The following is a 19,871-nucleotide window of genomic DNA, read 5'->3' on the forward strand; positions in this document are numbered from 1 at the left end:
CAGCCAAAAAGCTATAGACGACCGCCATAGTTGGCCTTCTCCCATTTGAGCTCGATATCGTCAGCGACCAAGTCTCGGCGGTGCGGCCTGATCTGATCGAAGTAATGCTTGAAGTCGACGTGTACGCTCATGTTGTCGGGCGATAGTTTCCCGTCCAGTCGTACAGCAGGACCGACCCTGCCGCCAAGCGTGCATTGACGGGTGTGCATTGGCGGTGGACTCGCCCGTGTTCGGATCCACGGGGAGGCGACGCATGCCGGCCTTGAGCAATCCACCGGCCTGGTTGTTGGGCTGGGGGCCGGCCGGGTCCGGCGAAAGCTGCAGGACGCTTTTGTCATGCTTGAGCCCGTCCGGGATAAGCGATGCGCCGGCAACCATCCAGTTCAGGGCCACATCCGACACGCGGCTTCGTTTTCCAAATAGCCGCCGCCGATATCGGCGTGCACGCCCGGGAAACATACCTGCTCGAAATACAGGTTGCCGTGGACGTCGCGTTCGCCCGCTTTTTCCGCCGTCGGGGACCACGGGAAACTTCTGAAATCCGCACGGTTCTCGTCGATCGAAATCGCATGCTTGGCGTAGATCGCGAGTTCAGTTTGGTGATGTTGGCGAGCCGGATTACGATGTGGTCCTCTCGCCAAAGTCCTGGCCATCAAACGCCGGGTGCAACTCGCCGCTCCGGCTAGCTATCTAATGTCTCGCCGTCCCGATGCGTCGCAACCCAGACGTCCTGAATCACTTTGGGGCGTTCGATCCCGTGCTTGTTCAACTCCGCCTCCGGAACGCTTTGCATGAAGGTGAGGGAATAGACCCGGTGGTTGTCGTCGAGAATGCTCAGACCGCCCTCGATCGGCATTGTGCGGTCCTTATCCGATAGGCCCACCAGCGATTGGTTCAAGGGGTTCGCGCGGGATTTCAGCTGGGTGGCGTTGAGTTCGCCGCAGTTCCGACCTGGTGATAGTACTGCTTGAAGGCGTTGTGGTTTGCGAGTGCATCGGGACGATAGGCGCCGACCCGCGTGCATTGAAGGACGCTGGGCAGGTCGAAGCGCGCCCCGACGGTGGGATGGACCTTGGCCGCCGGGTCGATATTGCGGATCTTGGTCTCCCAGTTTTGGCGTGCGACGTACTTCTGCAGCCACGACCATTTCGGAAGTTTGGCGGCGTAGCCGTCAATCGTGTCGCGCATGCCGGCGACCTCGCAATGCTGCACGCCGTCGGCCGCAGGGTAGACGTTCAATGCGGGGCCAAAGTCGCCGGTGTTCGGCATCTTGACGCCACCCACGAAAATGGGCCCGGTCAGGAGTCCGTTCGGAACCGAAACGGCCTCGTGGCACATCCATTCGAGCGCGACGTCAGATAGCCGAGATTCCGGCTCCGGATAGGAGCCCCCGACGTCCGAATGGTTACCGGCGAACCACCATTGGCGGAGCCGCTCATGCCCCGGAAAGTGGGGAGAGCCTTCATCGCCTCCGCCCCATGCGACGCGGTCGAAGTCCTTCCGGGTTTCGTCGATCGCGTTCGCCGAGCGAGCGAAAGCGACGTGTTTGCTCAGCAGACGATCGAAGTTTTCTCCCTTCCATACGGCCTTGTGGGATCGGAACTCCCCAGGCTTTGGATAATCGCTGATCGTCTTGGTATCGGCCTTGGTTTGCCAGTACCAGAACGCGCCAAGGGCTGCGCCAACAATGGCGACTTGCGCAACAAAGCCGACCAGCATGAAGTTCGTGCCGAACAAGGCGCTGTACAGCACAGCGAACAGCATGGACGGAAGGAAGCCGGCAGCGAAGGCGACGGCGGAGACGCCGGCCGCGAGGCCGGCCTGAATAACCAGGTAGCGCATGCCACTGGCCCCCAAGGCGGCGACGGTGTCGAACACACCGATGAAGTATGGAGCCACGTTGGAATCAGTGCCATCGCCGGACCGGTACTTGAGCTGAAACCGTCGCGCCAGTTCGAGCCGCTCGTACTCAAATTCAGCTCTTGGATGGCCCGCGCCGTGCTCCAGCACGGTATCGACGGCCTCCCAGGCGATGTCCTTGGCGGCCTTGCGGTGCCGCATGAGCGGACCACCAGGGGTCTCGGTGGGCACTCCGCACAGCATCAGCAAGTTTGCCAAACTACGTACCGTGTAGGCGCCACGGCTGAAGCCGAATAGAAAGATCCGGTCGCCCTCTTCGTAGTGATTGATGATGAATTCGTAGCAGTCGGCGATGTTGCGCTTGATGCCAGCGCCCGTCACAGAGCCGAGCAGTTTCTGGACGAAGCGGACAGGAGCAGTGAGGGCGGTGGCGCCGATATCGGTGCCCAGCCCAGCATCGTAGAACACCACTTGTTTCGACGGATCGATGGCTGTGTCGGCGTGGTCGCGCGAGATCCGGTACATCTTGTAGATGTTGCTGATGCGCTGCTCTGGACGAGCACCCCCGTCCTGACCGGTACCATCCGAAAATACGACGACGTTCTTGCCCACTATATCCTCCCCACTCTACTCCCTGGTGCCGCGCGGGTGGCATCCGGCTCAACCGGTGGGGCCGCGCTGGTCAGGCGTCTTAGGTTCTCCATCAATCGATCCCGAACGTCGTCCTCGCTGACGCCCCAGATAGCGGCGAGCGTTCCCTCCGCCATTGCCGCATCCCAGGGCGACAGTGGACGACCGTCGACTTGTGCGAAGGGTCCATCCGTTTCCGTGAGCACCTGGCTCGGTGGCATCGCCGCCGTTATCGCGCGACCTTTCTCGCTCGCCAGCATCGCCGGTCCCACGCTGAACCAGCATCCCTGGTCGATGGCGCGCGCAAGCTCGTTCTTGGACCCCGAGAACCAGTGCAGCACGGCCACGCCGGCATTGGCGTTGGAGGCGAGCGCCTCCAACACGGGTGTGGCCGCACGTCGGCTGTGGATTGTCAGAATGCGCCCGCCAGCGGCATCGCACATGCGCAGGATCTGCGTGAACACGCGATGCTGGACCGTCCAGGTGCTTTTGAGTTCAGGACCTCCATCCAAGCCGATCTCGCCGACGTACCTCGACCTAGGAAGAAGGTCCTCGAATAGTGCCAATTCTCCCTGACGGTCGTTTGCGAGCTGCGGATGCAAGCCGAGTGCGGTGCGGATGCGCGCTGCGTCTTTCGCGAGGGCAGCCGTGCCCGACCAGGCCGATGGGGTCGTCGTCACGGACAGGACAAAAAGTCTGCGATCGATGCATTCCTTTGTAGTTGCGACCGCATCCGGATAGAGATCGAGATGAGCGTGGAAATCGATCACTTGACACCGTGTTTCGCATGCAGGGCCCCGAGCTCTGCCAGTCCTCGTCGTAGCATATCCTTGAGCGCCTCGCGCTCGTCAAGGCCGCGCCATGAAAGGGCGCTTCCCAGCCAAGCGTCGAAACCACCATCTTTCGCGGCGGCCAGCGCCATTCCGACCGATCGCACGTCATCGAACCCGGCGTGATCCGGGTCGTCTCGTCCCAGTTCTTCAAACACGTATTCGGTCGAATCGGCGCGCCCCCATGCCAGGAACGCCGCTCGCCGCACCTGGCATGGGACGCAGCGGCCGCAATGATGGTAGTTGTAGCGCTGAAATCGTCCGCAACTCGTCGAGCTCGCCGCCAGCCTGCGCAGCAGCGGCTGATCTTCGCATTCCTTCAGCATCTCCCCCTTGGTTTTGGCGGCGTAGGGAGTGCGGATTCTCACACCAAGGTTTGCTGCGTTCAAGATGCTTTGAAATTGCGCCAGAAAGTAGGGGTGGGCGGTACGCGTGCTCAAGCTGCCGATGCGGCTTCCCGTCAGCGGCGGGTTAACGGCGATGAAGCCATTCTCGCAAATGTAGAGCGGCAGGTCGCCGCCGGGTCGATATGGCTTCAGGGCGGTGGCGACCAGGACGCCGAAGGCCAGAAATATGATCGATCGGGCCCTCTGCGACGTATCCTCGACCCCCGGCACCACCGCGTTGTCATTCAACTGAAAATGTTTCAATCCGCCACCGATCAAGGACGCGAAGTGAAGCTGCTTTTCCGCGTCTCCGCGGACTATCTTGCTGATCGCGACAAGCCGATCCCCATCGGCGCCAAGATCGATCGCACCGCTCAGGCTGTCGAGACCGCCCGAAAGAAGCACGACGGCGTTTTCCGGGGGCCTAACGATCCGTTCGGGCGGAACCGGTGTGCGACCGCCGGCGATGAAGTGAAATTGCCAGCGGTCCGTCGTTAGAAAGGCCAACGCGTCCGCAAGCAGGCCGGCCAGTCCATTCCAGAACGCGGGCTCGGCGACTGCAATCTCCAACTCGAACTCGCGAGTCCACCCATCCGGACTTTCGGTCCGCAAGCCGGCGGCGTCTGCCGCCATGATCGACATGGCGATCGATAGCAGATCCCAGGCTCTCCGAGCCGGGGCAAGCCGCTCCCTCCGGATCTCGTTACGAACAGCGGCACCGGCGCTGCCACGGTCGTCAGCGCCGGCCTGGCCGAAGAGAATGACCCTAAGAGCTCCTTGTTCGTTCAGCCGGCCGACGTCGGCCGGTGCGCACAGCAGCTTCATTCTTCGTACCCTTCGAAGACTTCGAACGTATCTCGAAGCGCGTCCTGAACAATGCGGGCGACTCGTCCGGCGGTCAGCGTCCGTCCGTGGTCCTTCAGCTTGCGAAAGGATGCGGCAACGGCCTCGACGATATAAGTACGCATTTGCTTCAACCGCGCCATCGCGACTGTGGCGGTCGCCGCCTTCTCGAGCAAATGCTTGCCGACATCGAGTTCGAAGCGGCGCGCTACATCTATTGCAGAGAACCTTTCGATGACGAAGTCGCGCTCGATGTTCGACAGATTGAGCAGGTCGGCGTCCGGATATTGGGCAAGCAGGTCGGACATGGCGTCGTGTATCGCCGCCCGTTCGGCTTCCGCGTCCTGTGTTCCGTCGACGGGCCTGACCGCTTCTATGATTGCGGTCGCGATGTCCTCGGCGGAACGCCCGGCCAGAGCGGTCGCGTCGACCGGCGCATCCGCGGCGCCGTTGGCGGTTGAGTACAGCGCATGGCTGAGCGCTCCTGCCGTCTGCGCCGTGCCACCGAATCGACTGGTCGTAACATTGGAGCCGCCGTAGCCGCTACGGACGTAGTGCCCAAGTCCCCGCCTTAGATCGCGATCGTCTCCGGATCGCGCAAAATTGCCAAGGCTCATGCGGACGCCACCGAAGCGCTTTTCGGGCGCAAGTCGCGGCGGCGTGAGGACAGCCGGCGGAGCTAACGGCGGGGGCGACGAAGTACCTTCCGCCGGCGGCGCGTCGGGGTCGTCGGAAGGAGGCGGTGGAGCGAGAGGTGGTACCGGATCCTGTGGCGCGGCGGGCGTCCAGGGCGGTACCATCGGTACGCCCGGACCGGGCCCATCGCTAGACTGCGACGTTCCCATTGTCCCTCGTCTTCTTGATCGCGTTCTTAACCGTCCTCGAGATCGCGGGCGACGAACTCCATGCATCGAGAATTGTCGCTGACCACGCGCGATCGGCAATCTTGGGAACGATGCTTGGCTGAATTTGCTGGGCAGGGCGATCAGCCAAGAACGCCGCCAGCCTTGAACCCTGGACTGGATCCGCTTCAACCAAGGCAATACATGCGTTCAATATCGGCGGTGCTCCCCATTCCTGCTCTTTTCTAGCGCGTTCAAGCAAGCGGTCCATCATCACCGTGGTTTCGATGCGTGCGACCCGCGCGAGCCCATCCTTGAGAGTGGTCGCCATTTCCGGATGTTCGAGCAATGCGGCGAGCAGCTCCGCCGCGTCGGACGACAAGCGATCCTCGGGCGTAATCAACGGTGCATATTCGCGGCTGACGTAGAGTGCACCACGAAGATCGGTATCGTGCAGGGGCGGCGAGAGCGCCAACCATTCTTTCACGAACTCGCCCGTCCACGGCGCCTTCAAATCCAGATCGCGGCCGGCAACCGCGCCTTCTTCCCATTCCTTGAGAAAGGTGGGCTTGCCCTCGGTATCGATGCTGACGTTTTTGACCAGCTCGGCGTAAGCAGCAGTGTCGCCGATACGCTCGAACAAAAGCAGTTTGGCCAGCACGGCCTCATCAACGCCGACGCCCTGCGCTTTCGAGATCGTCAAGCGGATCGAGAGAGCGTTCAGGAACCGCTTGATCAGTCGCGGATTACCGAGAATGCCGGAGGCGGTCGTCATCAGCGAAGCGAGTCGTTCGGCCGTGTCGAACTGACCGACGAGAGATTCCGGGAACGCAATTCCGAGACTCTGAAGGAAGGCTCGATCGACCTTTTTCCCCTGCCAAGTCCGCCTGAGCTGCCCAATCACAGCAACCCGGACCTTCTCCTTATGGTCGTCAGAGAGCTCGCTGTTGTCGACAAACAGGAGCATCATGTAAGCGCGGACCTCCTGGGTGCCGAGCTGCGGCACCCTGATCGGAACCTGGATGAGCTTGTCGAAATAGTTGGTGATTAGGAGGTCGTCGTTGACGCCGACAAAATGCTTCTTCACCGCGTGCTTGATCATGTCGTTGTCGGCCGCGATGACGAAGGCGGTGTTTTTGAGGAACAGGAAGAGGCGGATCGCCTCCAGCGTCGAAATCGTCGTTTCGGGCAGACAGCGATCAAGATCGTCGATCAACACAACTAGCGTGATCCCGAGCTCCTCCAGCGTTTGTTCGAAGGCATCGCGTAGCGCCTGAATTTCCTTCGGTGGAGACGTTTCGTCCTGCGGCTTCAGGAGCTCGCTACCCTCTTTTGCCACATCCGCTGCAGCTTTTTTGGCGTCGGCGGCGGTGTCCTTCCCAAGGCCCTCGGCCAAAACCTTCTTGCCGAGCTCGAAAATCTCGCCGGCGGCTCCGACAGGAGGTACTCCGAAGTAAAGCGAGGTGGCGAGGAGCTTGGCAGCCCGCAACCACTTGATCCGCTTGGCGAGCGACTTCACCTTGTCGAGCGCGGTTGCACGGGTCTTGGCCTCTTCCTCAAGCCTATCGGCGATGACGTCCATAAGAGCCGCACGTGCATCATCGTAGCCTTGGTATAGCCATGCGTTGAACTCGACGAACACGTATTTGCTCGCGCCACTCTTCTTTTCGCGGGCCGTGACCGCGGAGCGGGTGAGCTTGATCATCGACGACTTGCCGATACCCCAAGCCCCCGAGACACCGATGGAAATTGGTCTGCTCTTGGCCTGGACGATGATCTCGGCGACCGTGTCAGCCACGCCGGAGAAGTTCAGGAAGTCGCGTTCGGTTTCGTTATCGGGCCACATCAGCAATCTCGCGCGTTGTCATGGCAGCTCTCACCTTGCGATCCGGCCTCACAAAAAGCGGACGTGCCTCAGGGAGAGCCTGGCGGAGCCGCCAAATGCAGCACATCGTACCGCAGGGTTGCCGAAAAACGCGACCACGACCCTTCTTCTTACGCGTCAAGGTTGAGGGAATCATATCGTGCAGACAAGAAAATCGTCACATATCCCAAAGTAAGACGGATGTCCAAGTGGTAGCCAATCCATTGACTCCAGCTCCAATGCTCCCAGCTGAGGCCGCCTTTGGCTGCCAGGGCAAGCTTGTCGAGCTCAGTGAAGGGGCGGCTGATGAGCGTTCTCCCCAGCACAAAGGCCGAGTATGCCCCCGCGACTACGTCCTGAGAGCTTTTCAAGACGGATCAGCTTCGGCAGGGCGACCGAAACTGATATTGTAGTGGGCGATTACCGTGGTTGAAAAGCCGCCGCTCCTCATTGCCTCGACACTGGTTCTGGCGAGCCCCTAGTCGTCGGGCTTCAGAAGGGCAAATTCCACACGAAATAGAGAAGCGCAGCAATGGCCCCCCAGAAAAGTATGCCGCGGAAGATGAAAGCGAGCGCCATGTTAATCGCCGTCTCGCCCAAGCCGCTGCGCCATCGCAATTCCATCGATCGCGTCTGCCAGTCCTCCTAAGAAAACCCGATACCATGCATCATCATCGGGAAGTTCCCACTCTCGTAGGCTGCCGACGTAACGGGTCAGAGCAATAACGCCCGCGATCGAGGTTGGCGTTGAACGGATGAGCACATTCGCATGCTCCGCGAGAGCATGGGTCCTTTGACTGCTGATTTCGTCGGCGGCATCAAACTCGGGCCCATCGAGCTTCGCCGATACGGACAAGGCCGCATCGTAATGCGCCGACAGCTCGCGATGACGCTCAATCACTACGAAGGTTAGATCCCGATCGGCTGCAGCAGTCGACTGGGTGGAAATTTCCTGTGACGACAATGTTGGCCCCGAGCAAGTAGCAGGCCTGCGTTAGCATGGCGGCCATGATGATAATCAGCGTAGAGGGTCGTTCATCTGCGGTATTTCTGCGCGATCGGATTGGGCATTCAGACGAGGTCACCGGCTCCATTGGAGATCGAGACGTTTCGGGGACAGGCGCGCGCCTTACTCGCGCCGGAAAACGGCTCGGCTCCAGTTGTTCCCGGCGTAAAGCTGCATATTTGCGCGTATCAAAGGTTGTTAGCACGCATCGGCTGCGCTTGGATACGCTTCCACATTCGAAAGGGGCGGGCGAAATATGAAGTTGATTGCAATAGTTGCCGGTCTGTTGCTGCTCGGCGTGATCGGACAAGCAAACGCACGCGGAGGACATGGAGGGCGCGTCAGCTACGGCGGCGGACATCACACGACCAGTCATGGCGGCAGCTATTTGGGCGGATCCGGCTCATCACACCGTGGCGGGACTTATCTCAATTCGAGAACTGGCAACCGTTACGGCACTCATCGATAACGAGCTCCGCGCGTGGTCGCCGATGCAAAGCCGATTGGTGTTGTTGCCCAGCGTCGATGAGGTCACGGCCATGTTGCCCCAGTCCCGGGCCACGGCGTTGGCACCCGGAGCAGCGAGGCGGACACGACAACGCGCATGCCTGCAGCTTACGGAAGGGGCGGGCGCTTCGTCCCTCGTCTGTTCAACAAAGTGGCAGGAGTGTTGCGCGCAAGTGCTTCAGTATACGCCGGGAGCCGTACATTCTTGTCAGGGCGCCGCCACTCGACGAATGCGATCGCGGTCTATCCTCAATACTCGCGAGCCCGATCGCAGGCCGCTCTTGAGGTGAAAAGAACGCTGAAACAGCTACCGGAAACAGGGCAGCGTTATCGGAGTTCGCGTGACCGAGACGAGCACATTGTTCACGTAATGCTCTGTCACAAGCTCTGCGCGAATGCTGCAAGAAGTCGCTCCCATCGCCGCCATGAATCCGCTTCGAGCCCGCGCTGGAGAAGCCTTGCGACTTTCAGCAATGAAGCGAGCGGCTGCACCGGGAGTGCCGAGCGCGTCGGACCGGGCGTTTTGCAAGGCTGCCACTAGCTCATTCAGATCTTTGCCCTTGATCTTGGTATCGCCGACCATTGACGGAACCATGTCACGAAGACCTTTATCAGCAATCTCGCCAGCGAGTAGTCCGGGAAGCGCCTTGCGGAGAGACTGCTGAAAGGAAGCGGTGGTGCGCCCGGCGAGCTCCTCGCACCGGAGCATCGCTGAGATGTAGCTGAGGCGGGTTCTCTCCGCCGAGTCGAGCCAGACCTGCTCGCAATTGTAAAGCAGGGTCATTCGATCGACAGGTCCGAGCTTCTCGATTGCTTCACGAATTTCGCCAAGCACCTCTGCGGCTGGCTTGCGCAACTCGTCGGGAAGACGACCGGTCGCCTGCCCCCAGACGGCTGCGAGACCGGCCCACCGAGGCTCGAACTGCTGGATCGATAACGCCTGCATGTCGTTCGGAATCTTGGATTGAGCGTCAGCTATGCTTTTCTCCATGGCATCGATCTTGGCGACGACCGCTTCAGTGCGCGCGCGGAGCTTGCTCCCAAACCCCTTGGCTACAGCGGCGGCCACGTAGTCCGTGAATCCTGATACCGCTGCTGCGAGCTTGCTCGCGCCGGTCGCAAGCCGTGCGCTCTGCTTCTCGATGCCTCGTTCGATAGCGGTCTTTACTGATTCATTGAGGAAGGCTTCCACAAAGCCGGCCAGGAAACCTAGCGGCAGGCCGAGGTCCTCGTTGTTCTTCAGAACATCCATCACGGCGTCGACGCTTCCCTCGTAGGCGGCGCCAATTGCGCGTGATCCCGTGGAGGCGAGAAGTTCTTCCGGAACAGTTCGCTTTTCTGCCGAGGACGCCTTCAGCTCCTTTTCAATCGCTTCGGCCGTTTCGAGCGACCATTGCGGACGCGTTGCCTGCACATCCGGGAATGTTACGGCGACCGAAGTCGGTTTGAGGGGAAGAGCCTGGTCAAATGGCTGGATCCGCCCACGATACGCGTACGCGACCGACTGGAGAGCGAGCGGTGTAGCGGTGGGAGCATCCAGTTTCGCGGGCGCAACACGGCGCTCGCTCAGCGGCTGGGATGCCGGTTTCTCTTGCAGCTTCTCCAGAGGCGGAAGAGGCCTGACGATCGGCGGTTCGTCGACATTCAACGGGGACAAAGCGACCGAAGCGCTCGCCGGCGGAGGTCCTGGCGGAAGCACGGGTGATGGTGTTGGTCCGTTCGGGGCGCCGTGGGGCCCGTCCAGCAGAGAGGGATATTGTCCTGGCAGATCGCCAAGCGCCTTTCGGAGCTTGTCGGCCAGGAGAACGATGTGTGGCCATTGCTGGTCATCATCATCCCTCTTTTTCGTCTCGTAGGTCTTCACGAGACGAGGCATCAGCTCCGCGAGAAGGACGGCTTTCGTTTCCAGAAGGGCCTTTGCATATCGTTCATCAATCCGTTCGATGTGGTGCTCGATCGTCGCTATTCGTTCGGCGAGCAAGCCATCAGGACCTGCAACGATGCCGCCGAAGAAGGTAAGAGAGGTCAGCAGCGTCAGCCAGACGTAGGCGAAGCTTACCGATCGAAGATAGCCGCTGAAGACGCTAATTACGGTCCGATGGCTGGCCCAGAAGGGTGCCACAAACAGAAAAATCAAGGCCAGATAAATAGAGAATTCCAGCGCCGGAGAGGGTTTCAGAAAGGTGGCCACAGTCCGCAAACGGGCCAGTTCCGTCTCCAATTCCCGGATGGTCCGGCTGGCTCCTTCGAGGTCGTCGGTGAGGGAGAGCCATATCTGAAGGCCGGAAAAGATAATGCCGGCGATAGCGAACGGCAGGAAGAAACGATTGAGGTTGCGCAATACTGCGCGCCAGAGTGAGCCTTCCCTGGTCTTCGCGGCAACGTACCTTGTCAGGAGAAACCCGAACACGCCGCCTGCGGCTATCAAATAAGTAATCATGCTTGTCTCCTTAATGGGCCTCGAAGGCACCCACCGGATCGAGCAGTAAAATGAATTGGGAAAACCTAGGGTCGTATCGATGCTAACGTCAATGCCCAAGATGGGGAACTTTTGGTCTAGCTGCGGGCGGCCGGCGACCGATCGTGAAATGGTCGATGGGCTGTCGATGTAGCTCCTTGGGTTGATCTGCCGCGGCTCTCCCGCGCGCCGCCGGGCCACGGTGGTCTCGCGGCGGTCCGCCCTTGGCATCGCTCAACGAGCGGCCCGATCGGCCGCGTACGCTCTGAGCGGCTGGTCTTGCCGGCACGCTGACCTTGACGCTGCAGAACTTCTCCTGAAACTCCGCCACCTTCGAGAGGAAGGCGTCTATCTGTCCCGGTGCCAGGTTGTTGAGTCGCACCTTGTTGCTGCTCTGGTCGCCGTATCGAGTGTGTACGGAGACAGTATTGGCCCCGCTGCGGGCCAGGTAGACGATGCCGAAGTTGCCCGACATCGTCGGTGCCACCTCCAGCCGGTTGAGCTTGCTGAGGTCGGCGGTGGTGGTCTGGGCATCGCGCTTGCCGGCGTCCACCGTGAACCGCAACTGGCAGTGCTCTGGCTCCTGCAGCTCGTACCGTTTCGGCCCGCAAGAGACGCGAGGATATTGGTTTGCAGAATCTGTCGATGAGCGGTTGCAGCATCTTCGCGGATTTCTGCGTCGGATGCAGACGATTGCCGGTGCAGACCTAGTCGATGACATCGGCCGGCGGATTTTCCGGCAGGGGCACGTCACCCTTGGCAAGGAAAGGCCTGTTCGTGATGCTATTTCACGAACCCGGAGGACGAGGCCTACCGCTTCGGAAAGATGAGATGGCCGACAGGCCAGGAATCCTGCAGCTGCCAGCAGTCAAGGAAGACATCGGCTCGGCCCCAGCCGTAGAAGGTCAGGCACAGGCCGGGGTTCTTCACGACGCGCTGCATCTCGCGAAATGCCGGTCGGATCCACGACGTGTTGTCGTCATTGCGGATGGTCTGCCCGCTACTCGATTGTATCGGCAGACATACGGGGTCGGTCAGGATGAAGTCCACCGACCCGGTTGCCATCTGCCGCATGACCTGGATGCAGTGGCCCTAGATAACGCGGTTGCGAAGGGAGCTTGCCGGCGGTGCTCACTGGCGCACCTCCTGAACCAGCGGCCGGGCTTTCCAGCCGAGATCAAAGCCGTTCGCTACACCGAAATTGTCGGCCCGGTAGATCGCCTCGGCCTTGCGGATCGCATTGGCGGAGCTGCCGGCCTCGACGATGACCGTCCACTCTTCGTAGTCAAACGCCTTGACGACGAACCGGCGGAAGGTAGCGGCGCTCATCGCGCCGCCTCGTTCTTGGCATGGGCCTTGGCGGTGCGCACCACCAGGCGCCCGTTAAGCGGCAGGGCCGCCGTGAGCGAGATGTTGTAGCCGTCGCCGTCCTCGTGCGCCCAGGCGGCGCCGACCTTGGTCGTGAATCACCTTCGCCTTCGACCACGTAGACTGTGTGGGTCGGACGGCTTTGACTTCTGAAATGGCTCAAAAAATCAGGATGCTGCTGTCCTGAAAAGGCGGAGCTCGCGCGCATGCGCGAACGCGTCGCAGCCTTTTCGGCCGTGAGTTCGGATCTCCTAAAAAGAGATCGAGCGACGAACGAAGGAAGTCGCGTCTTGAGCAGCTGTCGATAGGGGCCTAGTAGGTGACCAGGTCGCTGATAACCACGGCGAGAGGTCCTTCGTCCCCCTTAAAACTAGCAATCATCGCATCCAGAAAGTATCCGGCTCAAGATCTTCGAGGTCGATGGGATGACCGGCATGATCGGCCAGAAGGAGGAAGAACGAAAGCTGCGTGCGACCATTGCCTTCGCGGAACGCGTGAATGACGTTGAGTTCGGAGAGGAAGTGGGCCAGCGGCCCCGCCCCGGCGGTGCACTTGAAGGGAGGAGGGTGAAGAGCCGGGGCCGCGTTCCGCTAAAGCGCGGACGGGCAGTGTGCCCAAGCTGCGCGCGGCTCGCATTAAAGCAGGTAAATGGAGGTTCGCTGCGCTGCAGAGCTCGAAGCTCACTCCGAGCGGCATTTAATTTTCTTGGTATTCGACACCCGGAGAAATGTATTATCCGTATTTGATTCGCTGATGATTATTTTCACAAGAGCATGTTCATGGCCCAGCGAGCAGTATCCCGTGAGGATGTCCAAAGCTTATTCGCCTTCTATGCATTTGTTGCCCGACACCACAACAAGCATGACGGCGCATCTCGGTGGCTGAAATTATTCACGTCGAGCCAAAACCTTTCCGATGAACGTCTGAACCAGTGGTCAGAGCGTGTTGATGCAGTCGGTCCGGAAATGGTCGGTCGCGTGCTCGATCCGCGCGCTCGCGCGGTCGTGGACGGTGATGCAAATTATGACCATGCGAGCGCGTTTCTCCACGCGCGACTCAAGGCATTGGATGAACCCCAGCACTAAACTCCGCCGGCCAGCTTCAGCAGCGAACCAACTTAGCAGGACGCCTGCGCCGCCACTCGCAAGCGCAATGATGCGACCGCCAGTCAGCCGAGCAGTCGGGCTTGCCTAAAATGAAAACGACTTGGAGTGAACCCCTTCGCCACGGCGCGCACGTGGGCTTCGCATGTCTCCAACGCAATCTTCTGGGCGAGCATCACGTCTCCTATCGGCAGAGAGCCCACCGGCATGAAACACAATCCCTCTTGCGGATGATCGCGCTCGTCCACCACGCAAACATTACCGGAAGTTCCGGCGTAGACCCTGTATTGGCTCCCACTCTCGTTTCCGATCACCTCGAAGTAACCTTTGCGGGCTAGCTGCTCGCGTTGCGCCTGCGAAAGCCACTCCCGCAAGCGCCGGAGCGAGCGGCCTTCCGGCGTGCTCTCGGCGCCGTGCTTGATGAAAAGGGCTCGTGTCGCTCTCATGCGAGAACGGCTGCCCATGGCCAACGATCGGAAGGCCAACATGGCTGGGGCTCCCACTAACCTCCAACGAGCCTCGGAAAAAAGATGGTCTCTTCCGCATTCCGGTCGAATGATTTGATTTGTGATAGCTGGTCCGTTCCGGTACGGACCGCAGCGGTGAAGCCAACCTTCGTCAGCTCATTGAAGCGCTGTTCGGCCCTGACCAATTCCTGTGCGTCGTGAAGATTGAAGAGATGACGGCTGTCGCCGGTGCGGTCCATGACGATCTGGATTGCCATAATTGCTCTCCTCGAGTTGCGGGTTTTATGGGCTGAACGCACGGATATTCAGAAGACGAACTTCAATCAGAACTTACCCGTGTTCTGCTGATGGTAGACGGCGGTACGCCCGGATCGGGAGGTGGCGCTTGCTTGCGATCGGCGGCATCGCCGAGGCTCAAAGTGAACTCGTGAACCGGCGCTGCTCGCCCCTTAGGTTGATACCGCTCCACCAGTTTCAGGAGGCGCCTTTTAACAAATGGGTCAGCCTGCTCTGCGAGTTCACGCAGTAACTTAGCGCGCTGTTCATTGAATTCGTGATCCAACATGTCTATCCCCTACACAACGCGCATGCGGTCATGCTCTGTAAGAAGACACTCAAAGCGGCTCATCACGTGAGCCAAACAATTTCGCGATCAAAAGGTCTGGATGCAGAAGATAGCGCCTGAGCGGATCAGTTGGCTACAAATTCGATCTCAGATTTGAAATAAACTGAAATCTAGTTGCCGAATGCCACTAACCAAAAGCTTCCAGGGCATCCTTTCTGTGACCGAGATGCAACGGGGCTCCACCTTCGGCTCGGAACTTTGCACGCCGGGCTGTTCACCCGCAGAGCTTAAATTATCACAGATGCCGCCGGAGCTGGGGTCAGCCGCCCTGGTTTTTAGCCCCGGTGGCCTCGGAATGTCCGAGCGGCCCTTTCCTTATTCGCGGGCCGCAATAACTTGAAGTACGGCGCTGCAAGGCGCGGCTAATCGGAACCCAATGGGTAACAAGGGACTTAGTACGGAGATTCCCTTGATTGGGTGCTACCGATGGCGATCGAGGATTTCAGAGAAACAAGGCCGATCTTTCTCCCGGAGCAATTCTTTGTGGGGCGGATCGAAGGCTGGGCGGTGCTGGAAAGCCTCGTTGGCGGATTGCTAAAGCGCGCGACGATTGCGGCGCACGGCGAATTCGAGACAGATACCCAAATCGTGATCTTCACCGAGACGTACACATTCGATGATGGCCATTGCGACACGATGCACTGGACCATACGAAAAGGTAACGAAGGCAAATACACCGGATTGGAAAACCGGCTGGAAGGTGAGGCTCTTGGAGAGCAAGCCGGCTGCGCCTTTCATTGGAAGTACACTCGCGACACGCCGCAACCAGGCGGTAAATCGATCAAATTGAATTTCGATGATTGGTTCTACGCAATAGATGATCGCGCCTGCATCGTGCGTGGGAGCGCCGGACGTGCGGGCATCCCGTTTGCGACGGCACACATTACCTATCGGAAGCTGTGATCCCAATGCCCGCGGATGTCGAGCGCTCTGGCGCAGCATTAAGATGAGATTGTAGGCGCAGGAACCGATCCTTCGACAAGGCGCGCCAAGCTCTTGCATGCCAAAGCCACCTGCAACCACCTCATCCGTTCGGCCGGACAGGTCGCTGCGATCGCCTTCTTCATTGCCAGCACGGCTTCAGCTTGATGGTCATGTTCTCGGTCTGGATGACGCGCACTCCTACTCCGCCGCCGAGCACGAAGGGTTCCGCAACGCTGTTCTCTCACTTTACGATTACATCTTCAGCGCGCTGTTGTCCGCCGAGATGACGAGCCGCCAAAATACGCTCTTTCACTTCACGATTGAGCTGTTGCTGACTATTCCATCTGCAACACTCGATACCCTGATTACTGGACAATGAGGTGTCGGTAGAGCGATCTGGCGCGAGCTTCCTAGAAAGCGGAAGTGCCGAGTTCTTTCATCGCACTGAACGGCTCTACGAGCTCGCGACAGCTATGTCCGCCGAAGCGCTCTCCGTCTACGACTGGCTTTGGGGATACGGCTAGTCCTGACAATCGTTCTCGCCTGAGCGGCTCGTAGGCGACGGCGGAGAGTCTGCAGTTCTCGAAATAGTGCGACCAGTCCCTCGACCCGCTCGCCCAGAATAGTCGAATAGTGAACCCGACCTCGATTACTCATTACTGGAAACCATAATTGTTAAAGGCAACAGGCGGTCGACAACGGAAAAAATATGCAATCCAAGGTAGGAAAATACAACCCATAAACTGCGGCGGTTAAAAAGGGCCACGCAAAAGCCCCGATACCAATGTCACAGCGCACTCCTTTCGCTTGTCTTTCGGGTCAGTTTCGTTCTGAAAGTTCGCCCAGTTCGGCAAAGCTAAGCCTGGTATCGCGGCATTCACGTGCGCCCGGTCTCTCGAGCTGGTAGTCCCATTCTGCCCTTTACTCGCGCAACGGCTGCCTAGCCCGGCGCGCTCCTTCTCGCGAAGGCAGCCCCTTCGCGCTCTACGACTTCTCTTTAGTCGTGCCGAGCGCACCGGCAGTTAAGAGTTAGTTTAGCTTCCGGCACGATCATTGGCGACCGCAGGGAGCCAAGCATGCAATTGCACCATGCGAATACCTTGGAAAGGATCACGATCGCCCCAGATCACGGCAGTGGCGAGCTCACGTGGCCCATCACTCGCGATCAATCGGATTTCTCGACCCCCAATCGAGCTCTTGGCGCTATTGGCGCCGGGCCGGCCTCCAAAACTGACTATTTGTCTCGTCGCGGCGGCCGCATTGGGGGCGGGCTTTGCGTTGGGTTGGGCTGGCGCTTGGTACGGTCCTGCAGCTATCTCGGCTCTCGACCCGACTGCTCAGGTAGAAACGGCTTCGCGCCGCATGCCAGACACAAGGGCAGGCGGTAAAGCCGAAGGCGTCCGAAAGATTGCATCGGGTTCGCGAACAGCGCCTGCTTTGGGGCAGCCCTCCACATTCATCGCGAGCGTTGCTCCGAAGCCTGGGACCAAAGCGCCAAATGCGGCGCAATCGGCGGATGCTCTCGAAGTGGACATGTCTGTGACGGGCTCGATCCAGCCTGCGGGGCCGCTCCTGTCGGTTCCCGAGACAAGACCAACGACCCTGGCAGGTTGGGCAGTGCTGGACGTTCGCGGCGGAACAGCGGTGCTCGAAGGGCCCGATGGGATTCGAATGGCAGCACGAGGTGATGTGGTCCCCGGCGTCGGGCGAATCGAATCTATCGTGCGCTGGGGCAACCGCTGGATAGTTGCAACGGCTCGTGGATTGATCTCGACGCCCTAGGCGTGAACGCTGGCGACGCAATCAATTTTCATCGTCAATGCTCAGTTGAGCACGTTTGAGTTTCATATAACGATGAAACCGTACAAATATACGTAAGAACACAGGCCGCTTGGTCGTCTTGAGAGACCTTGACGGCTCGTGCGAAAATGCTGCCAGCCGGCTGCCGAAGTCAGGCTATTTATCCGCCGTGCAGAGCTGGTACTTGTCTTGTTGTTCATGCTTTTCCACGTTCATTCGCGCCATGTATTTGTCTTTGACCTCCTCCGAAGGACAAAGACACGGCGGCTTGCTGCCGTAGTGGATCTTCCAACACTCGCTTGCGGTCGCATCAATGAGCTCCCAAGCAATGACATTTTCTGTCTGCACGAGAACGCCAGGGCCAGGAATTGCTGTCGTCTTTTTTCCGTCTACCTTGCACGCAGGAGATAGAAAGACCTGAGCGGGATCAAGTTCGGTCGGGTAAACGCGGATAAATCCCTCGACGGTCGCATAATCCTTTACGATCGCTCGTACCATCGCCTTCGTATAGACCAGCGTGTTGTTCTCACGAGCATCGATAGGACGCACAGCCACACAGGTGAAGCTCTTCTTTAGTACGTATAAAAGCGGGTGGTCTTGAGTTGTTTTGGTAAGCGACACGAAAGGTATCTTGTTCACCGCCGTGATTACCCAATCATCATCGTAGGCAACCGACACGAAAATTCCGAGAACCAGCGCGACTACATATGCCAGCACTATCTCCGCCGTTGCGACTGCTTGCGCTGGTTTCCGCTTCTTTGCGCGCCATTGCCGCATCGCGAGCGAGGCAATCCCAAAGGATGCGATGCTGATCGCAATCGAAATAAAGGCGTATGCAAGTTCACCGAACCGCAGATCGACCAAATAACTTGCGAGGCCCAGACCAATGAAGCCTGGCAGGAACGCGGCTACAAACTTGATAGCCTTCTTGGGATCATCGGAAATCATTGCCACTATTTGTTACAGCAGTCGTTGTTGCAAGAGCCGTCCTTGCACTTGCACGCGGAGCCATTACAGCCATCGTGAACGCCGCCACAGTCGGGACACAGCTGGAATGAGCCATTGTCGTTCATGACGTACACGGCGAGCTTAGGCTGACGACATTCGCCGCCGGCCATAAAGTTGAGTTGTCCAAGGACGGTATCGAACGAGTCGGCACGCATGCTCGCAGCAACTCGGTCAGGAGCAGGATCATTCCGCGCGGCGCGTGACAGGATTTGAAAGGCTGCGTAGCCATAGTAGGCATCCGCTCCCTTCATGTCCCTCAAGGAGTTGGGCAAGCTACGTGGCTCTCGAAGGCTGGGATCGTGCGGCGCGATAACCGCCACTTTGATCTGGTTTCCGAGGCGGCCGATCTCCAGGAGGCTGATGCCACCGATGAGAAGGCTGTTTGATGGGAGTTCGTCCAAACGAATGTTACGAGTATCCCCGCCAAACATGAACACAATCGCCGGCGAGCCAGCTGTGCCATTCCAATTTTGCAACGGCAGCTGGCTGACTTGGGCTTCACGGCTGAGCGCTTCGGCGAAAAACTGGCTTTCAAAAATGTAGCTCGTACGACGATCTTGATTGTCTTTCGCATACCGAACGGCGAGCTTTGCAAGCTGCTCGGCGCTATCGCCGATGTGGAATGAGTACTTTAGTCGCTGGTCCGAAAATGGCCCCTTAGATAGCCCGACCAAGACGGTTGGCGTCTGTTGCTGTTCGCTCACCCCGGACACGGCCAGCATTACAGATGCGCCGCCTTTTGCAATCAGGAAGTTGACGCGATCGACTTCAATAAGCTGGCGGGCCTTGTTGGCCGCGATGTCCGGCTTATTCTGATGATCATGGAAAATGACCTCCACCGGTCGGTTGGCTATTTGCCTCAGATCATTCTGAGCGGCGGATACTCCCGCCCGAAACTGCTGGCCTTCATTTGCCCCGAAACCGGTGAAGGTCGCCACTACACCGATACGAATTACTGGGTCTTGCGCCTCTGCCGGAAGGTGCATGACGAGTAAAGTTAAGACTACTGCAAAGATCGTTTTCCAGCGACCCATGTGAGCCTCCTATGGATACAGTATGGCAAGTACTGTCCAGATAGTTCTGGACGAGCAATAAAACGCGCGAAATGATTCAATTCCAAACTCTACCTTTGGTAGCTTTGAGGAACAAGAGGGCACCAGCTGGGACGTGCAAATTTGTGGTCGGCCGACGCGAACCGCTCGGTAATCCCCGTTTCCCTGCGGAGCACTTGCCACGATCTTGATCTTATCGGTGAAGTCAGTGAACAGAGATAACTCTGTGCCAATGGCATCACGGCATCTCTTGGCCGATAGCCCCCAATCGTAGAGCCATTTTTGAAAGAAGCGAATA

General features: G+C 59.0%; 21 protein-coding genes. 3 read left to right on the forward strand and 18 right to left on the reverse strand.

All coding sequences use genetic code 11. The annotated features are described in order from the left end of the window. Positions 1 to 383: 383 nt before the first annotated feature. From I6F37_RS34670 to I6F37_RS46025, 13 genes are all read right to left on the reverse strand, one after another. On the reverse strand, positions 384 to 653 hold the full coding sequence (locus tag I6F37_RS34670; protein ID WP_225130076.1) for a DUF2235 domain-containing protein: 270 nt from the start codon (positions 651 to 653) through the stop codon (positions 384 to 386). Positions 654 to 682: 29 nt separating this feature from the next. After that, positions 683 to 856 carry a hypothetical protein gene (locus I6F37_RS34675; protein WP_225130074.1) on the reverse strand — a complete coding sequence of 58 codons (174 nt, stop codon included), beginning with the start codon at positions 854 to 856 and terminating at the stop codon, positions 683 to 685. 59 nt (positions 857 to 915) lie between these two features. Next, positions 916 to 2,472, reverse strand: coding sequence for a DUF2235 domain-containing protein (locus I6F37_RS34680; protein ID WP_225130072.1), 1,557 nt, complete (start codon positions 2,470 to 2,472; stop codon positions 916 to 918). After that, a complete protein-coding gene (gene qatD, locus I6F37_RS34685; protein ID WP_225130070.1) occupies positions 2,472 to 3,260 on the reverse strand; it encodes a Qat anti-phage system TatD family nuclease QatD in 789 nt (262 codons plus the stop codon). Before qatD ends, I6F37_RS34680 begins: the two co-directional genes overlap by 1 nt. Then, positions 3,257 to 4,531 (reverse strand): Qat anti-phage system QueC-like protein QatC, encoded by a 1,275-nt coding sequence (gene qatC / locus I6F37_RS34690; RefSeq protein ID WP_225130068.1) that lies wholly within the window; start codon positions 4,529 to 4,531, stop codon positions 3,257 to 3,259. The genes qatD and qatC overlap by 4 nt, the downstream gene beginning before the upstream one ends. After that, the gene (qatB, locus tag I6F37_RS34695; protein WP_225130066.1) at positions 4,528 to 5,166 is read right to left on the reverse strand and encodes a Qat anti-phage system associated protein QatB; all 639 of its coding nucleotides are present in this window, start codon (positions 5,164 to 5,166) and stop codon (positions 4,528 to 4,530) included. The genes qatC and qatB overlap by 4 nt, the downstream gene beginning before the upstream one ends. A 208-nt stretch (positions 5,167 to 5,374) precedes the next feature. Continuing rightward, on the reverse strand, positions 5,375 to 7,237 hold the full coding sequence (locus I6F37_RS34700) for a P-loop NTPase fold protein (RefSeq protein ID WP_225130064.1): 1,863 nt from the start codon (positions 7,235 to 7,237) through the stop codon (positions 5,375 to 5,377). A gap of 598 nt (positions 7,238 to 7,835) precedes the next feature. After that, positions 7,836 to 8,219: a hypothetical protein gene (locus I6F37_RS34705; protein ID WP_225130062.1), complete on the reverse strand. Its 384-nt coding sequence runs from the start codon at positions 8,217 to 8,219 to the stop codon at positions 7,836 to 7,838. Between the two features lie 856 nt (positions 8,220 to 9,075). Beyond that, complete coding sequence (locus tag I6F37_RS34710; RefSeq protein WP_225148621.1) at positions 9,076 to 11,208, reverse strand: hypothetical protein; 2,133 nt, start codon at positions 11,206 to 11,208, stop codon at positions 9,076 to 9,078. Between the two features lie 88 nt (positions 11,209 to 11,296). Next, the gene (locus I6F37_RS34715) at positions 11,297 to 11,791 is read right to left on the reverse strand and encodes a hypothetical protein (protein WP_225130057.1); all 495 of its coding nucleotides are present in this window, start codon (positions 11,789 to 11,791) and stop codon (positions 11,297 to 11,299) included. A 245-nt stretch (positions 11,792 to 12,036) separates the two neighbouring features. Continuing rightward, positions 12,037 to 12,300, reverse strand: a complete 264-nt coding sequence (locus tag I6F37_RS34720) for a hypothetical protein (protein WP_225130056.1) — start codon at positions 12,298 to 12,300, stop codon at positions 12,037 to 12,039. A 57-nt stretch (positions 12,301 to 12,357) separates the two neighbouring features. Next, a complete protein-coding gene (locus I6F37_RS34725; protein ID WP_225130054.1) occupies positions 12,358 to 12,555 on the reverse strand; it encodes a hypothetical protein in 198 nt (65 codons plus the stop codon). Between the two features lie 416 nt (positions 12,556 to 12,971). Then, positions 12,972 to 13,124, reverse strand: coding sequence for a Fic family protein (locus tag I6F37_RS46025; protein ID WP_225130127.1), 153 nt, complete (start codon positions 13,122 to 13,124; stop codon positions 12,972 to 12,974). A 249-nt stretch (positions 13,125 to 13,373) separates the two neighbouring features. On the opposite strand from I6F37_RS46025, the gene I6F37_RS34735 reads away from it, so the two are divergent. Then, positions 13,374 to 13,679, forward strand: coding sequence for a hypothetical protein (locus I6F37_RS34735; protein WP_225130052.1), 306 nt, complete (start codon positions 13,374 to 13,376; stop codon positions 13,677 to 13,679). 83 nt (positions 13,680 to 13,762) lie between these two features. Here the strand turns inward: I6F37_RS34735 and I6F37_RS34740 are convergent, their stop codons facing one another. From I6F37_RS34740 to I6F37_RS34750, 3 genes are all read right to left on the reverse strand, one after another. Further along, on the reverse strand, positions 13,763 to 14,185 hold the full coding sequence (locus I6F37_RS34740; protein ID WP_225130050.1) for a hypothetical protein: 423 nt from the start codon (positions 14,183 to 14,185) through the stop codon (positions 13,763 to 13,765). Between the two features lie 14 nt (positions 14,186 to 14,199). Beyond that, a complete protein-coding gene (locus I6F37_RS34745; protein WP_225130048.1) occupies positions 14,200 to 14,421 on the reverse strand; it encodes a hypothetical protein in 222 nt (73 codons plus the stop codon). A gap of 62 nt (positions 14,422 to 14,483) precedes the next feature. After that, a complete protein-coding gene (locus I6F37_RS34750; protein ID WP_225130046.1) occupies positions 14,484 to 14,729 on the reverse strand; it encodes a hypothetical protein in 246 nt (81 codons plus the stop codon). 486 nt (positions 14,730 to 15,215) lie between these two features. Here I6F37_RS34750 and I6F37_RS34755 point away from each other — a divergent pair, with 486 nt between their 5' ends. Together I6F37_RS34755 and I6F37_RS34760 are read left to right on the forward strand one after the other, a co-directional pair. After that, the gene (locus tag I6F37_RS34755) at positions 15,216 to 15,692 is read left to right on the forward strand and encodes a DUF3833 family protein (protein WP_225130044.1); all 477 of its coding nucleotides are present in this window, start codon (positions 15,216 to 15,218) and stop codon (positions 15,690 to 15,692) included. A 97-nt stretch (positions 15,693 to 15,789) separates the two neighbouring features. Then, positions 15,790 to 16,092, forward strand: coding sequence for a hypothetical protein (locus tag I6F37_RS34760; RefSeq protein WP_225130043.1), 303 nt, complete (start codon positions 15,790 to 15,792; stop codon positions 16,090 to 16,092). Positions 16,093 to 17,669: 1,577 nt separating this feature from the next. On the opposite strand, the gene I6F37_RS34765 is transcribed toward I6F37_RS34760, so the two are convergent. Both I6F37_RS34765 and I6F37_RS34770 read right to left on the reverse strand, forming a co-directional pair. After that, on the reverse strand, positions 17,670 to 18,461 hold the full coding sequence (locus I6F37_RS34765) for a hypothetical protein (protein ID WP_225130041.1): 792 nt from the start codon (positions 18,459 to 18,461) through the stop codon (positions 17,670 to 17,672). Between the two features lie 5 nt (positions 18,462 to 18,466). Continuing rightward, entirely contained in the window at positions 18,467 to 19,555 is a 1,089-nt protein-coding gene (locus I6F37_RS34770) for an ABC transporter substrate-binding protein (protein ID WP_225130039.1), read from the reverse strand. Positions 19,556 to 19,871 lie beyond the last annotated feature (316 nt).

Source organism: Bradyrhizobium sp. NBAIM08, from assembly GCF_020193935.1.
Classification (GTDB): Bacteria; Pseudomonadota; Alphaproteobacteria; order Rhizobiales; family Xanthobacteraceae; genus Bradyrhizobium; species Bradyrhizobium yuanmingense.